11 protein-coding genes and 1 pseudogene are annotated in these 15,243 nt (G+C 41.4%); 3 read left to right on the forward strand and 9 right to left on the reverse strand.

The features are described 5' to 3' along the window. Positions 1–283 precede the first annotated feature (283 nt). Entirely contained in the window at positions 284–1,714 is a 1,431-nt protein-coding gene (gene sbcB, locus Xets_RS18450) for an exodeoxyribonuclease I (protein ID WP_187652283.1), read from the forward strand. Between the two features lie 88 nt (positions 1,715–1,802). Here the strand turns inward: sbcB and dld are convergent, their stop codons facing one another. The 8 genes and pseudogenes from dld to yieE all read right to left on the reverse strand — a co-directional run bounded on the left by dld (position 1,803) and on the right by yieE (position 12,064). After that, positions 1,803–3,548, reverse strand: a complete 1,746-nt coding sequence (dld, locus tag Xets_RS18455) for a D-lactate dehydrogenase (protein ID WP_187652284.1) — start codon at positions 3,546–3,548, stop codon at positions 1,803–1,805. Positions 3,549–3,740: 192 nt separating this feature from the next. Further along, on the reverse strand, positions 3,741–5,126 hold the full coding sequence (locus Xets_RS18460) for an APC family permease (protein ID WP_099131426.1): 1,386 nt from the start codon (positions 5,124–5,126) through the stop codon (positions 3,741–3,743). A 664-nt stretch (positions 5,127–5,790) separates the two neighbouring features. Then, a pseudogene (locus tag Xets_RS18465) lies at positions 5,791–6,180 on the reverse strand (TonB-dependent receptor domain-containing protein); the annotation flags it as partial. Positions 6,181–6,321: 141 nt separating this feature from the next. Next, a complete protein-coding gene (locus Xets_RS18470) occupies positions 6,322–7,110 on the reverse strand; it encodes an ABC transporter ATP-binding protein (protein WP_187652285.1) in 789 nt (262 codons plus the stop codon). Next, positions 7,107–8,192: an iron ABC transporter permease gene (locus Xets_RS18475; RefSeq protein ID WP_099131429.1), complete on the reverse strand. Its 1,086-nt coding sequence runs from the start codon at positions 8,190–8,192 to the stop codon at positions 7,107–7,109. Before Xets_RS18475 ends, Xets_RS18470 begins: the two co-directional genes overlap by 4 nt. Before the next feature lie 19 nt (positions 8,193–8,211). Further along, the gene (locus tag Xets_RS18480) at positions 8,212–9,312 is read right to left on the reverse strand and encodes an ABC transporter substrate-binding protein (protein ID WP_304952511.1); all 1,101 of its coding nucleotides are present in this window, start codon (positions 9,310–9,312) and stop codon (positions 8,212–8,214) included. A gap of 262 nt (positions 9,313–9,574) precedes the next feature. Further along, a complete protein-coding gene (locus Xets_RS18485) occupies positions 9,575–11,062 on the reverse strand; it encodes an amino acid permease (RefSeq protein ID WP_099131431.1) in 1,488 nt (495 codons plus the stop codon). A gap of 138 nt (positions 11,063–11,200) precedes the next feature. Beyond that, positions 11,201–12,064 carry a DNA-binding transcriptional regulator YeiE gene (gene yieE, locus Xets_RS18490; RefSeq protein WP_099131432.1) on the reverse strand — a complete coding sequence of 288 codons (864 nt, stop codon included), beginning with the start codon at positions 12,062–12,064 and terminating at the stop codon, positions 11,201–11,203. Positions 12,065–12,253: 189 nt separating this feature from the next. Here yieE and Xets_RS18495 point away from each other — a divergent pair, with 189 nt between their 5' ends. Both Xets_RS18495 and nfo read left to right on the forward strand, forming a co-directional pair. Continuing rightward, positions 12,254–13,336, forward strand: a complete 1,083-nt coding sequence (locus Xets_RS18495; protein ID WP_187652287.1) for a YeiH family protein — start codon at positions 12,254–12,256, stop codon at positions 13,334–13,336. Positions 13,337–13,431: 95 nt separating this feature from the next. Beyond that, complete coding sequence (gene nfo / locus Xets_RS18500; RefSeq protein WP_187652288.1) at positions 13,432–14,274, forward strand: deoxyribonuclease IV; 843 nt, start codon at positions 13,432–13,434, stop codon at positions 14,272–14,274. Here the strand turns inward: nfo and fruK are convergent, their stop codons facing one another. Next, positions 14,275–15,213 (reverse strand): 1-phosphofructokinase, encoded by a 939-nt coding sequence (gene fruK / locus Xets_RS18505; protein WP_099131435.1) that lies wholly within the window; start codon positions 15,211–15,213, stop codon positions 14,275–14,277. It lies immediately after the preceding gene. Positions 15,214–15,243: the final 30 nt, after the last annotated feature.

Raw genomic sequence — 15,243 nt, forward strand, 5'->3', positions numbered from 1 at the left:
CAAACTACCTTTCAGATACATTTCTTAATCAAATTTCTTTTCCCATCTATCTGGTGAACAATAACCGTCACTGCCACGGTAAGTTTGAGTTTGGATAGCCATACGAACTGTTTCGCTCAAATCTTATTATGGTTTACCATGTATAACATGTAATTTAACGTCATCGAGAATGAGCGTTTTTGGTGTGCAGCCTAGCGAAGAGTTAGATAAATGTGATACCAATGGAAATAATAATTCATTGATTAGTAGTAATTAAATTGGCGATAGTGGAGAATACACAACCTTGAATACCAATAAAGAAAACCAAAGTTTCTACTTTCATGATTATGAAACTTTTGGTAAACATCCGGCCTTAGATCGCCCAGCACAATTTGCAGGAGTTCGCACTGACAGTGATTTCAATATTATTGAAGAACCTTTGGTAGTGTATTGTGCTCCCGCTGATGATTATCTTCCCGATCCTGAAGCTGTCATGATCACAGGCATTACTCCCCAGTTGGCATTGAAAAAAGGCGTTAATGAGGCCGAATTCGCCCGACAAATCCACGAAGCATTCAGCAAACCCAATACATGTATTCTTGGGTATAACAACATTCGTTTTGATGACGAAGTCAGCCGTAATATCTTCTATCGTAACTTTTATGATCCTTATGCCTATAGCTGGCAAAAAAGCAACTCTCGCTGGGATTTACTCGACGTATTACGCGCCTGCTATGCCTTGCGTCCAGAAGGCATTGTCTGGCCGGACAATGAAGATGGATTACCTAGCTTCAAACTAGAACATCTGACAAAAGCCAATGGTGTTGAGCATACTCATGCCCATGATGCCATGTCCGATGTTTATGCCACTATCGCAATGGCAAAACTGGTGAAAAAAGCTCAACCCAAATTGTTTGATTACTTTTTCCAGTTAAGAAATAAACAGAAAATCAGCAATCAAATTGATATCCCACAAATGAAACCCCTGGTTCATGTATCTGGCATGTTTGGGGTTCTGCGCAGCAATATTAGTCTTGTTGCCCCTTTGGCGTGGCATCCGAGTAACCGTAATGCGGTTATCATGTGCGATTTGGCTGGCGATATCACTCCACTGTTAGAACTCAGCGTAAATGAATTACGCGAGCGCTTGTATACCCGACGGGATGAATTACAGCCAGATCAAAGTCCAGTCCCCATTAAACTCGTACACATTAATAAATGTCCAATCATTGCGCCAGAAAATACCTTGCGACCAAAAGATGCAGAGCGAGTAGGATTAGATCGCAACCGATGTGAGCAAAATCTGGCTATCTTGCGCAATAATCCGCAAATCAGGGAGAAAGTTGTTGAACTGTTCTCCCATCCAGAAGCGTTCCCAGAATCTGATAATGTCGATACTAAGCTCTATAGCGGCTTTTTCAGCGATGCCGATAAAACTGCAATGGAAATTATCCGAGAAACGTCTTCCCAGAATTTGCCAGCCTTGGATTTAACATTCCAGGATGCACGCATTAAGCCACTGTTATTTCGCTATCGTGCGAGAAACTATCCAGCGACATTGGATTATGACGAGCAACAACGTTGGTTACGTCATCGGCAGGATACATTAACACAGGAAAACATCAGCCAATATCTTGCAGCTATTGAAGAACTTTTTATTGAATATCAATCTGATGAAGAAAAGTGTCGCCAGTTAAAAGCATTGGTTGATTATGCAATCCAAATAGCCGGGTAAAGATTTTATACAGCTACCCAATAAATAAAGAAAAAGACAAACACCAAGGTTTTGTCTTTTTCTATTTCTATTCCGTCATCAAAGTAAACTAATCATGTGAATGCCCGGCAATTTGACAACCACACTCTCCGCCCCAATTTTTCAGCTTTGAGGTTTTCCCAATTCCAGGATTTAAGGTATTAGTTGGATCAATCGCTTGATAGAAATGCTTAAGCTGTGGTTTAGCTTTATACAAGTGACCAACGTTATGTTCGGCAGGGTATTCAGCGCCGCGCTGATGCAAAATTTCCAGCATTTTTGTTTTCAATGCATGGATATCTTCCCCCTTTTTAACAATATAGTCCTGGTGGAATACATGGCACATAAAGTGCCCGTAATATAGCCGATGGACTAATGCTTTATTGATTTCGGCCGGCAAAGTTTCAAGCCATTCACGATCACTACGCCGCAAGGCAATATCCAATGCCAAAATATCTTCCACTTCATCGCTGTGAACAGCCTGGTAACGAATAGCGGCTCCTGCAGCTGCAAAACGATGTAAGAATGCCTTCGCCCCTTCTTCTGGAGTACAAGCAAAATACTCCCCATCAGCCTGCTTGAAGTAATTTTCCAGCCACTCACTCGCCTCTTTTATACCTTCACCTGACATTTTCAGCATTAAGTGATGTTCAAAACGATTTCGGTATTCTTTCAGGCGAGTGGGTAAATGGGAAGGTAATAAACGACTCAATCCCTGCATGACACGATCTGTTAAATGTGCTGGTAAAAATGGCACCTTACCTAAAATAGTGTCCATTCGTCCTTTCAAATCAAAAAACATTGGCATTTTATCTGTGCCTAGTTTATCAATCATAACAAAGGTGTCTTTTCCATATATTTCTGCGATATCAAATATATCCCGATGCATATACTCCCCAGCGACTGGCAAATGCTGAAAATTCGATAGAATATGACGCCGCAATTCTGTCAGTACTTCGGGTTGATTCGTGCCGATATAAAAAACCTGTGACGATGGCTCTGCCGGAAAAGTATCAAGTCGAACAGCAAAAACAACCAATTTACCCGCACAGCCAGAGGCTTCAAACAGCCTGCGTTCATCAGCATTAAACCGTGATGGCGTGTCTGCCTCAACATCCCGTACACGCTGTGAATATTCATGATCAGAAGCAACTCTGTCACTATGCTGAATATCTTCGGTTCGATAACGTTGCTCTTCCAGACAAGTCAAGATATCTTCAGGTTGATCACCCAACGATACTCCCAAATGGTTAATCAGTTCAGCTTCACCCTTCTCATTAACGCGGCCATATAGAGCCATTTCAGTATAAGCTGGCCCACGCTGAACCAAAGAACCCCCTGAGTTATTACAAATCCCCCCAATAACGGATGCACCAATACAGGACGAACCGATAACTGAGTGTGGTTCACGTCCCAATGGTTTTAATACTTTTTCTAAATGCCACAACGTACTACCAGGGAACGCAATAACTTGGTTCGTTGATTGAAGGACCTGAATTTTATCCATGCGTAAGGTACTAATAATGACAATATCGCGGTCATAATCATTACCACTCGGTGTTGATCCTTCCGTTAATCCAGTATTAGCTGCCTGCATCAAAATAATTTTGTCAGCTTCAACACAGGCTTTAAATACTTTCCATTGTGCTAATAATGAGCCCGGAAATACCACTGCAAGAGCATCCCCTTGTCCAGAACGAAAACCTTTGCGATAACGTTCCGTTTTTCGAGGTTCAGTGAGAATATGAGAAGATCCAACAATATTCGTGAGAGTGGCGATTAATCGTTGATTTTGGGGATTTCTAGCATCATTCATATCGTTCTCTTACCTTACTCGGGCCAGACAAACAGGCTTTTAATGAAATCAGGCATGGCAAATCATCTTATTATATGATGCTTTTTGATAAATTTTGTATGATTTATGCCCTTTTTTGCCATTTCAAATAAAAAACAGCACCCGAAAGTGCTGTTTTTTTTAACAATAACAGAAGATTGGGGTACTTTCTGATTATGATTCAGTAAACTGCGGCATCGGTTGACGGAAGCTACGAGTCAGGAAAAACATGTAAATGAGACCAATGCCTCCCCATATCAAGCCTAACTCCATCGAATTTGATTCTAAATTCATCCATAAAACACCCACAGTTGCAGCACCAAGAAGTGGCAAGATCAAGAAGTTCAAGGTGTCTTTCAAGGTATTATTACGACGTTCACGAATATAGAATTGAGAAATCACCGATAAATTAACGAACGTAAAGGCAACTAACGCCCCAAAATTGATTAATGCCGTCGCAGTCACCAGCTCCAACCAACATGCTGATAATGCGATAATACCAACCAATATCACGTTAATGGCTGGAGTACGCCATTTAGGGTGAATATACGCAAATATTTTTTCAGGCAGTACGCCGTCACGTCCCATGACATAGAGCAAACGAGATACACCCGCATGTGCAGCCATACCAGAAGCCATTACCGTGACACTGGAGAATATGAGAATCACATATTGGAATAACGCACCAGCAACATAAAGTATAATTTCTGGCTGAGAAGCATCTGGATTTTTAAACCGAGAAATATCCGGGAAATAGAGCTGTAAGAAATAAGATACTGCAATGAAGATCATACCACCAATTAACGCAGTCAGGAAAATCGCTTTAGGAACAACCTTACCTGCATTTGGTGTTTCTTCCGACAAAGAACTAATGCCATCAAACCCAAGAAATGAAAAGCAAAGTATTGTCGCGCCAGTAATCATCGGAATTAATTGGGCTTCTTCTGATGTAAATGGCTGGATACTCAGTAACGTTCCTGCACCTTCTCCATTATAAACACCACGGATCATTAACCCAACAAGTATTACCATAACAACAATCTGGACAATCACAACGATGCTATTGATATTAGCAACGACATTGATGCCACTCAGATTGATGATTGTCATAAGTGCAGTCAACATGACTACAAAGATCCATGGTTCAATACCAGGGAACAAAGCCTGTAAGTAAATCTTTGCCAATAATACATTAATCATCGGCATCAACATATAATCCAGTAAAGAAGACCAACCCACCATAAATCCAAGATGGGGGCTCATTGATTTTTGTACGTAAGTATAAGCAGAACCCGCCGATGGAAAACGCTTTATTAATTTTCCATAACTTAGCGCTGTAAATAAAATTGCAGTTAATGCAATAGCATAAGATGTCGCAACATGCCCACCGGTCAAACCAGAAACAATTCCAAATGTATCAAAAATAGTCATTGGCTGCAGATAGGCAAGCCCCATCATGACTACTTGAAACAGAGTCAGTGTTCTTCTCAGCTGAACGCGGTTGTCAGAACCAGCTTGGTTAATACCAAGTGCAGTAGGAGTGGTGGTATTATGCAACATGAGCGAAACCTCCCATAACTTCGATCTGGGTACTGATACAACTACTTAATCGATAGTTACTGGGCAGACTTCGCTTCTGTCTATAAACAGAAAAGAAAGAAGAATTGGTGAACGGTGAATTGACAGAGGGCAGTGCCCCATAGTCATCGTTGCAGCAACGAGCGCCGATTGGCACAAGTGCAAAAGAGAATAATTGCTCCATATTTGCATTCCTCAGTACAGCAACCCCGTTTCAATTATGGTTGCTTGTGGTCAATATCGATCCGGAACAGAATCCGGCCTCTTGGTGTTGTAAAAAATAATTCAAAGCAAAAAAAATAACTGATGCATATTTACGCACCAGTTATTTTTAGTGCACGCATTTTGCACTTCAAGTCCAGAAATAGCAAGTGCGATAACACTAAAAATTTACTATTTTTTACGACACTACAGAGCCTTATGGAGTAGGCTCTTACTGAGTTAGTGCTGAAACCAAATGCTACCAGATCCGTTGATTGGCCTTTGATAAGTTTTTAGCACAGAGGAAAACTATTTACCATTTTATTACGATTTTCTGATAGCAAAAAAATCATCCCATCATGACAAAATTGATGACGGGATGATTCTATATGATGTCCGAATGTTAAGTATAATGACTAATATTTATAAGAAAGAAAAATATTAATTAAAAATCATAATTAATGCCGATGTGGTAGCGACGGCCATCCAGAACTGCATCATTAGTTTCTTCAGTTACTCGTTTGTCAAAAACATTGTAAACTCCACCTGACAAGCGTAGATTTTTATTCAAATTATAAGTTACCCCTAGATCGACAAAAGTATAAGAAGGAGCTCCATCTCTCATACTAGAGCGATATTGATAATTCTTTGTTTTACTGCGGAAATTAATACGTGTCCATGTATCTAATTCAGATAACGGCTGCCAGGTTAAGGTTGCATTTGCCATATGTGTTGGCATTTTGTTTAATGGCTGACCTTTAAAATTACCACTTTTTTGCTCAGAATCGGTATAAGTATAGTTTGCTGCCAATGATAAACTTTCAACAATATTCCAAAAGGTAGAATAGAATTATTTAAACAATATGGATAACCGACACATACCCGCAATACAGGAATAATTAAATTATTCCTGTCAGTGCTATATTTATTAAATTTCACTTTAATTGTATTAAAATGAATTATGGTTTTTATTATTCTAACTTACGAATTCTGTCACCAAACCATCAATTAATACTTGCGGTATACCCTGAGAACAACGTTCAATTCGGCCTTTAATACCATAAACTTCCGCTAAACTGCTTGGTGTAATAACTTGCTCAGGTTTACCTTCAGAAATTAACTTACCTTTTTTTAGCATTAATACATGGTCACCATGACGTAATGCTATATTAATGTCGTGAACAACAACAATCGTAATAATATTACGACGGCGCGTTTCATGTGCAACTAAATCCATTACATGGTATTGATAATTTAAATCCAGTGCACTTAATGGTTCATCTAATAATAATAACGTCGGACGACGGATTAACGATTGAGCCAATCCAACTAACTGTTTTTGACCACCAGATAATTGATCCAAATAGCTGAGTGCTAAATGTTCAATACCAAGCTGGCGTAATAGCTCCATGACTTCTTGTTCACATTGGCTATTGCTCACACCACCTGATGCTCGTTGAGCAACAATCACCGATTCCAATACATGAAGATGTACACCTGCCGGTAATGTTTGGGGCAAATAAACGACGTTTTTGGCACGTTGGGCAAAATTCATCTTCATCAAATCCTGCCCATCCAACAGCAGTTCGCCACTGGCTTTATTCAATCCCGCCAGCGAACGCAGAAGCGTGGATTTACCACAACCATTCGGCCCCAACAATACCGTAATTTGACCACGAGGCAATGTGTTGACATCCAGATTTTCGATCACGGGATGCTTTGGATATCCCGCCGTCAGGCAATTGATTTTTAATCCCTGGCTCATACATTTCCCCTATGGCGTAAGATTATGCTAAGGAAGAAAGGTACACCAACCAACGATGTCACTATCCCAACTGGGATAATAATGCCCGGTATCAGATTCTTAGAAGCAATGGAAGCTATGGATAAAACTAATGCACCAATCAACGCACTCGCAGGCAAGAAGAAACGGTGATCTTCACCAAACATCATTCTGGCGATATGAGGAGCCACCAATCCAATAAAAGCAATAGGACCAACAAACGCAACTGCCAATGCCGTCAGAATACTAATACGCAACAATGTTCCCAAACGAAGGCGGCTAATATTGATTCCAAAACTGATAGCTCGATCTTCTCCCAGACGCAGTGCGGTCAATTTCCAAGAATTGCTCAATGAGAGAGGCATAATGATAGAGAAAACTAATACCATAATACCCAGTTTTTCCCATGTCGCCCTGGCAAGGCTACCCATTGTCCAGAAAACCAGCCCCTGTAAGGTATCTTCCGTAGCGATAAATTGCATCATCGAAACTAACGCCTCGAAAGTAAACACCATCGCAATTCCGAACAATACAACGCCTGAGGTTGCAACTCTTGTCCAACGGGTAATGCCATCAAGCATTAAAGCAGCCAAAAATGCAAAGAGAAAAGCGTTTACGGAAATAAACCACTGATCCGGTATCCCTGGAATGCCAATACCAAGCACAATGGCTAATGCTGCGCCAAAAGAAGCTGCATTGGAAACCCCCAACGTAAATGGGCTGGCTAGTGGGTTATTCAGGATTGTTTGCATTTCAGCACCAGCCAGTCCCAGTGATAGGCCGATCACTACCGCCATCAAGGCATAGGGTAATCGAATATCCCAAACAATCACCCGTGTTGCTGCATTAACACTTTCTGGTGAAAATAGTGTTTGCCAGAGGGTTTGCAGCGATAACCCTGATGGTCCCATTGTAAAATCCAGTACAACAGAAATGCCAATCGCCAAGACGATGAATAATATCCATGCAATACGTCGGCGTAGGATATGACGATAATGTGCTTTTATCTCGCACTCACTCAATTGTTTTTTCACCATTGGCATAGGCTCGGTAGTGACGCTCATTTTTATTACCTGTTACTGCTTATTTCTCGCTGACCCAATATGTACCTACCGGTTCAATAGCCAAGAATTTATCGTGAAGTTCTTTCAATGTTTGTTGCGGATTTAAATCAGCGAATTTTTCAGGATAGAACCATTTAGCAAAAACTTGAGTAACAACAACATTATAAGGAGAGTTATAGTAGTGATGCCAAATAGCATAGCTACGCCCTTCTTTCACGGCAGTTAAGTTATTGATGCCTTTGCGTTCAGTGACTTCTTTCAAGCCAGCACGGGCAGTATCGGCAGAAGTTTTGGCTCCCATTTTGATCCCTCCATCTTTGTCACCAGGATCTTGCGCACCGCTTGCGATGTAAATATAAGGGTCTTCAGTAATGACTTTTTCCAGATTCATTGTTCCCAAAGGAGAAGGCAGTACTTCTTTAGCGATGTTTTTGCCTCCAGCCAAGTCAATGAAGTTCCCCATATTGCCGTTACCTGCTGTACCACAGCAATCTTCACTAAAACCTGCTAGAAGCTCAATAAATACAGAAGGCTTCTCCGTGTTTGGTATACGATCCGTAATATCGGTTACCAATTTAAGATTTTTTTCATAAAAATTAGCGTAAGCATTAGCTTGCTCTTCACGATGCAAAATTTTGCCCAGCATACGGATGCTAGGTAATGTATTTTTCAAGGGATCATTGCGGAAATCGACAAAAACAACAGGTACACCCGCTTTTTCCAACTGTTTCACCAATTCACTGTTTTTTCCTGGACCATGTCCAGACAGACCAAAAATGGCAACGTCAGGATTGAGTGTAAGCACTTTCTCGGAGCTGACACTATCAGCGCTAGTGTTACCAATCAGAGGGATATTATCAATTTCAGGAAATTTAGCTTTATAAATAGCGTAAGTTTGCGGGTCCAGTTTACGGAAATCACCTTGCCAACCAGCGATACGAGCCAGAGGTTTATCTCCTTCCAATATAGCAACAGAATGGAATAGACGACCTTCACCCAACAAGATACGATTGACTTCCTCTGGCACCTCAACAGTACGTCCAGCAACATCAGTGACTGTTTCAGCCCAAGATGCAAAACTTGCCATCATGGCAGAACCCGCCATTAGACTGATACTCATACTTTTCACGACTGCTCGAAATACAAACTTCACTTTAATTAGCCTCTTCATACAACAATTGTGCTGCTAACAATAAAGCAAATAAGAATACTTATCAATGCGATTGGAATGGTATAACCGAAATTTACCATCGATATTCTTTCCCTGATTCCCTGAAAAATAAAAACTGCCAATTCCATCACAGAATAGGCAGTTTTTTGTAAAACAAAATCAATAACACTTCAATTAATAATTATCAGATTATTGATAATTAGTTAACAAATCATTCTTTATCGGTATATTTGAATGCTGGAAATTCCATCTCACTGTATTTAACAAAGCGAGTTTTCTTTTTCAGCTTGTAACTAAGCCAAATCAGCAGAAATAACGGAATGCCAATGTAGGTCGCGGTCACTCCGTACCAGTCGATCTTATCTTGCAAAAATGCCTGATAATTTTGGCCCAACGTAATAACTAAACATAAGATAAAGGCAAAAATCGGCCCAATCGGGAAGAAACCTGAGCGATATGGCAGATCATTGATATCCAAACCTTGGGCGACATAGCCTTTGCGAAAACGGTAATGGCTGATTGCAATTCCGAGCCATGCAATAAATCCAGTCATACCTGAGGTATTCAATAACCACAAATAAACTGTTTGGTTACCAAACATGGAGCTAAGAAAACACAATCCTGCAACCACGGTCGTAACATAAAGTGCATTACGCGGAACACCACCTTTAGACAGATGACTAAAAATTTTCGGTGCTTTACCTTCTTTTGCCAGTGTGTATAGCATACGGGTAGAAGCATACATCCCTGAATTTCCCGCTGACAAAACAGCAGTTAATATCACCGCATTCATTATTGCAGCCGCTGATAATAAGCCAGCATTTTCAAATACCAGCGTAAATGGACTAACACTGATATCTTTCACGCCATTGTGCAACAAATTGGGATCAGTATAAGGGATGATCAGGCTGATGATTAAAATCGCAAACACATAGAACAATAAGATACGCCAAAATACTTTGCGCACAGCACGAGGGATATTTTTTGCTGGATCTTTCGACTCCCCCGCGGTAATACCTATCAGCTCTGTCCCTTGAAAAGAAAAACCGACAATCATTGCCACCCCGATCATGGCTGCAAAACCACCCGCAAAAGGAGCATCACCAACTCCCCAATTATGCCAACCTGCACCTTCAGCGCCTTTCATGATGCCGGCAATCATTAAAATGCCAACGGTAATGAACACAATAACCGTGGAAACTTTGATCAAAGAGAACCAATATTCTGCTTCACCAAATCCTTTGACGGAAATGAAGTTCAACAAAAAAATCAGGGCAAGAAACAACGCACTCCATACCCAACCAGGAACATCATTAAACCAGTACCCCATTACCAGTTGCGCAGCGACAAGGTCAACCGCAATCGTCACCGCCCAGTTGTACCAGTAGTTCCATCCCAAAGCGAAGCCAAAACCCTCATCAACATATTTGGAACCATAAGTTGAAAACGATCCTGAAACTGGCATGTACGCTGCCAATTCGCCTAAGCTGGTCATCAAGAAGTAGACCATTAGGCCAATTAATGCATAGGAAAGTAAAGCCCCACCAGGGCCAGCCTGAGAAATTGTTGCGCCAGAAGCAACAAATAATCCCGTGCCAATTGATCCACCTATGGCAATCATTGCCATATGTCGTGCTTTTAATTCACGGCGCAGGGTTGTCGGAGCCTGATCCCGTGGCATACTTTCTTCGCGAGACATTCTATTCCTATATCATTTAAAATAAATTTAATGCGGAATTGTAACAAATCCTCGTCTCCAGAATAGCAACGATTCGTGGTTATAAGATACCTTCATAATCCACAACCAATTATTAGCTACACGATTATATTCTCAATATTAGTTACAATAACTCAGTAACTTCCGTAACGCATTGGATATATGTTTTTGACGATGGTAAATCAGGTACAAGGTGCGATTGAGGCTACGTCCAGGAATAACAAGTTCAGATAATGTGCCATTTTTCAATTGTTCCTGGACAACTCGCCGTGAAAGACAACTGATTCCCATTCCATATTGAACAGCATGTTTGATGGCTTCTGAATTACCCAGCTCCATCGCAATATTGAATCTCGGCATTTGTGAGAACAAAAGATGATCCAAGATTTCTCTTGTTCCTGAACCTTTTTCTCTCAATATCCAAGGCGCTTTGATCAAATCTTCCAAGCTCAGCTCACCTTGCAACAGCGGGCTTTCTGGAGAGGAAAAAACGATCAACTCATCTTTCATCCATGGTTGTGTGATCAACTCAGGATTGTGACACAATCCTTCAATCAATCCCAAATCAACACGAAACTCAGCAACTGCCTTAATTACATCTCCAGTATTACTGATATTCAATTCCAATGGTGTCTCAGGGTAATCCTGACGGTATCTCGCCAGCATTTCAGGCAACATATAATTGCCAATCGTGCTGCTGGCCGCTAACCGCAATGCGCCCAATTCAAGTTTGAAAAGCTGTTCCACTTCACCAGCCTGTTCAAGTAATGCCAATGCCTTAGGATAGAGCAAACGCCCATGTTCATTAGTGACCAGACGTTTTCCGACTCTATCAAACAGTTGTACTCCCAACTGTCCTTCAAGATCTGTCAGTGAAGCACTCACCGCAGATTGTGATAACGCTAATTGCTGAGAAGCCTGTGTCGTTGAACCACTTTTCAGAACTTCTGCAAAAATCTCCAGTTGTCTCAGAGTGATACGCATATGGCCTCACGGGAAGTGAAATAAAAGGAAAAGATAGTCTTGATTTTAGACAGTATTACGCAACTTAACAAAAGTCACCCTTATTTAATCTATTTTAGTGTTTATATGTATAAATATTATCAATTTTATTAATTTATAAATCTTCCATATGCTTATTCCTAAAACGCATAAGCTAATAGAGTCGCCACTATGTCTGAAAATCAAGTAGAGGAATTTACCAAAGTCCACCAGAATACCGCATTAAAATTAATTCCCGGTATCCTATTAGCCGCAGTCCTGACGGCAATCGTCATCTATATCGGGACTATTCCTTGGCTTATAAATATGGGATTGGGTGTCCTGACACTTGCCATCTTATTGGGGATCATTATCGGCAATACTCTGTATCCTCTCTTAAAATCCACCTGTGATAGCGGTATCCATTTTTCCAAACACTACCTACTGCGAGCAGGTATCATTCTTTATGGATTTCGCCTGACTTTCCAACAAATCACAGATGTTGGCGCAACTGGAGTATTGATCGATATCATCATGCTTTCATCAACATTTTTTATGGCATTATGGATTGGGCGTACTTTTTTGCAACTGGATAGCCAAACCGTGGTCCTAATTGGTGCAGGAAGCAGTATTTGTGGTGCCGCTGCGGTTATGGCAACAGAACCCGTTGTCAAAGCCCCTGCCAGCAAAGTTACTGTCGCCGTCTCTACAGTCGTTATTTTTGGTACACTGGCAATCTTTATTTATCCGTGGATTTATCAACTCAATACCCACTACCAGTGGTTTAATTTTACTCAGGAAACATTTGGTATTTTTTCGGGTTCAACTGTTCATGAAGTAGCCCAGGTTGTTGCTATTGGGCATGTGTTAGGAAACGATGCCGAAAATGCAGCGGTTATCAGTAAAATGATCCGCGTTATGCTATTGGCACCTTTTCTATTATTGCTTTCCGGCTACTTCAGCCGCGTGGAAAGTAAAAATTGTAATGCCCATCCCCAAAAATCCCCAATCACTATTCCGTGGTTTGCTGTATTCTTTATTGCCACTGCGGGTTTCAATTCTTTTCATCTATTACCTGAATCCCTTGTTGATCATATCGTTGCTGCTGATACCATCATGCTGGCAATGGCCATGGTTGCTTTAGGGTTAACCACCCATATCAGTGCTATTCGCCAGGCTGGGGTTAAGCCTATCTTGTTGGCCCTTATTTTGTTTATCTGGCTAGTCGTGGGAGGATTAATCGTCAATCAGGGCATCCATCATTTATTGCGCTAATTTAGAATGAAGGAATATTAAATTGACTTTTGCTGCCAAAATTTTATCAATCAGGTGAACAATGCCATAATGACGAAAACACAGGAGAAAATAAGATGAAATTTGTTGGAGCCCATGTAAGCGCTTCGGGCGGTGTTGATCAGGCAGTGATCCGTGCTCATGAATTAAATGCAACGGCATTTGCCTTGTTCACGAAAAACCAGCGCCAATGGTATGCCCCTCCGCTATCGACAGATGTCATTGATCAATTCAAAGCGAACTGTGAACGTTACGGTTATGGTAACCGACAAATTCTTCCCCATGACAGCTACCTAATTAACCTTGGCCATCCTGAAGCAGACGGTCTGGAAAAATCCCGTGCAGCGTTCCTTGATGAAATGCAGCGCTGTGAACAGTTAGGCATTGACCTGCTGAATTTCCATCCGGGCAGCCATCTCAACAAAGTTGACATCGATAAATGTCTCACCCGTATTACGGAATCCATTAATATTACGTTGAATAAAACACAAGGTGTCACTGCCGTTATCGAAAATACCGCCGGACAAGGCACCAATCTTGGTTTTAGATTCGAACAACTGGCGGCAATTATTGACGGTGTCGAAGACAAAACCCGAGTTGGAGTCTGTATTGACACCTGCCACGCTTTTGCGGCTGGTTACGATTTACGCACTGAAAAAGATTGCGATGCGACTTTCAAGGCATTCGATGAAATCGTTGGATTAAAATATCTTAAGGCCATGCATCTAAATGATGCTAAAAGTGAATTTTCCAGCCGTGTTGACCGACATCACAGCCTTGGTGAAGGCAATATCGGTAAAACACCTTTCAGCTATATCATGAAAGATGACCGTTTCAATGGTATTCCCCTGATTCTTGAAACGATCAATCCAGATATTTGGGCTGAAGAAATTGCCTGGCTAAAATCCCAGCAAAGTTAATTACCTGACTGAAATTAACTCGATCTTTGCCATCATTGATGCAAGTTCAGTGCGGCTTTTAATCCCGACATTCGGCTGGCTAACCGTGAGTGCAGAAACTGCGGTCGCCAGACGCAATGTGTGTTCGCTGGATTCTCTCATCAGCAAACCATAGACCAATCCTCCGACCATAGAGTCCCCTGCCCCAACGGTGCTGACTACTTCACAATGTGGTGGTTTTGCCAACCATGAACCAGAGGCATTGACCCATAATGCTCCCTGCTCTCCCAGTGAAATAACAACGTGGGCGATCCCTCTATTACGCAATTCATGAGCTGCATCAATAACGCTATCCAAATCCGGCAATGGCTTACCTGCCCAAATCTCCAATTCATGACGATTAGGTTTTACCAGCCAAGGTAATGCTTTTAGGCCAGCAACAAGAGCTTCACGGCTGCTGTCGAAAATAACGCAGGGACAAGACTGTCGTAATTGCATCATCCAATCCGCAAATGATTCTGCTTTGATCCCTTCGGGCAAACTACCACTGACAACAACCATATCGAACTGCCCCAGCCATGTCAGAGAATCACTGACAAACCGATTCCATTCTTCTTCTGTCACATGGAAACCAGAAAAATTGAAATCTGTCACTTCACCTTGTTTTTCAGTCAGCTTGACATTAATACGCGTTCGTCCAGAGACTAGATGAAAACGATTTACCATCTTGTTTTCGCTAAAAAACTGCTGAAACCCGTCCTGATTCTCTCGTCCCAGAAAACCACTGACAGTAACATCAATGCCTAAGTCACGCAGTACCTTCGCGACATTGTTTCCTTTGCCAGCAGCGTGAAGCCCTGCCGTCTGTACACGGTTAACATTTCCCTTAACAATATCTGGGCATAAGCCAACTAAATCATAAGCTGGATTTAAGGTAATTGTGGCAACTCGACGGCTCATCTTGCCCGGTATCTCCTGAATAAACAGTCA

The sequence above is a fragment of the Xenorhabdus sp. TS4 genome (assembly GCF_014467265.1).
Lineage (GTDB): Bacteria > Pseudomonadota > Gammaproteobacteria > Enterobacterales > Enterobacteriaceae > Xenorhabdus > Xenorhabdus ehlersii.

What these genes read in the sequence shown, in the direction of transcription:
- dld (WP_187652284.1), bottom strand. Translation starts at nt 3,548, where the DNA reads ATGAATGATGCTAGAAATCCCCAAAATCAACGATTAATCGCCACTCTC.
- Xets_RS18460 (WP_099131426.1), bottom strand. Translation starts at nt 5,126, where the DNA reads ATGTTGCATAATACCACCACTCCTACTGCACTTGGTATTAACCAAGCT.
- Xets_RS18470 (WP_187652285.1), bottom strand. Translation starts at nt 7,110, where the DNA reads ATGAGCCAGGGATTAAAAATCAATTGCCTGACGGCGGGATATCCAAAG.
- Xets_RS18475 (WP_099131429.1), bottom strand. Translation starts at nt 8,192, where the DNA reads ATGAGCGTCACTACCGAGCCTATGCCAATGGTGAAAAAACAATTGAGT.
- Xets_RS18480 (WP_304952511.1), bottom strand. Translation starts at nt 9,312, where the DNA reads ATGAGTATCAGTCTAATGGCGGGTTCTGCCATGATGGCAAGTTTTGCA.
- Xets_RS18485 (WP_099131431.1), bottom strand. Translation starts at nt 11,062, where the DNA reads ATGTCTCGCGAAGAAAGTATGCCACGGGATCAGGCTCCGACAACCCTG.
- yieE (WP_099131432.1), bottom strand. Translation starts at nt 12,064, where the DNA reads ATGCGTATCACTCTGAGACAACTGGAGATTTTTGCAGAAGTTCTGAAA.
- Xets_RS18495 (WP_187652287.1), top strand. Translation starts at nt 12,254, where the DNA reads ATGTCTGAAAATCAAGTAGAGGAATTTACCAAAGTCCACCAGAATACC.
- nfo (WP_187652288.1), top strand. Translation starts at nt 13,432, where the DNA reads ATGAAATTTGTTGGAGCCCATGTAAGCGCTTCGGGCGGTGTTGATCAG.
- fruK (WP_099131435.1), bottom strand. Translation starts at nt 15,213, where the DNA reads ATGAGCCGTCGAGTTGCCACAATTACCTTAAATCCAGCTTATGATTTA.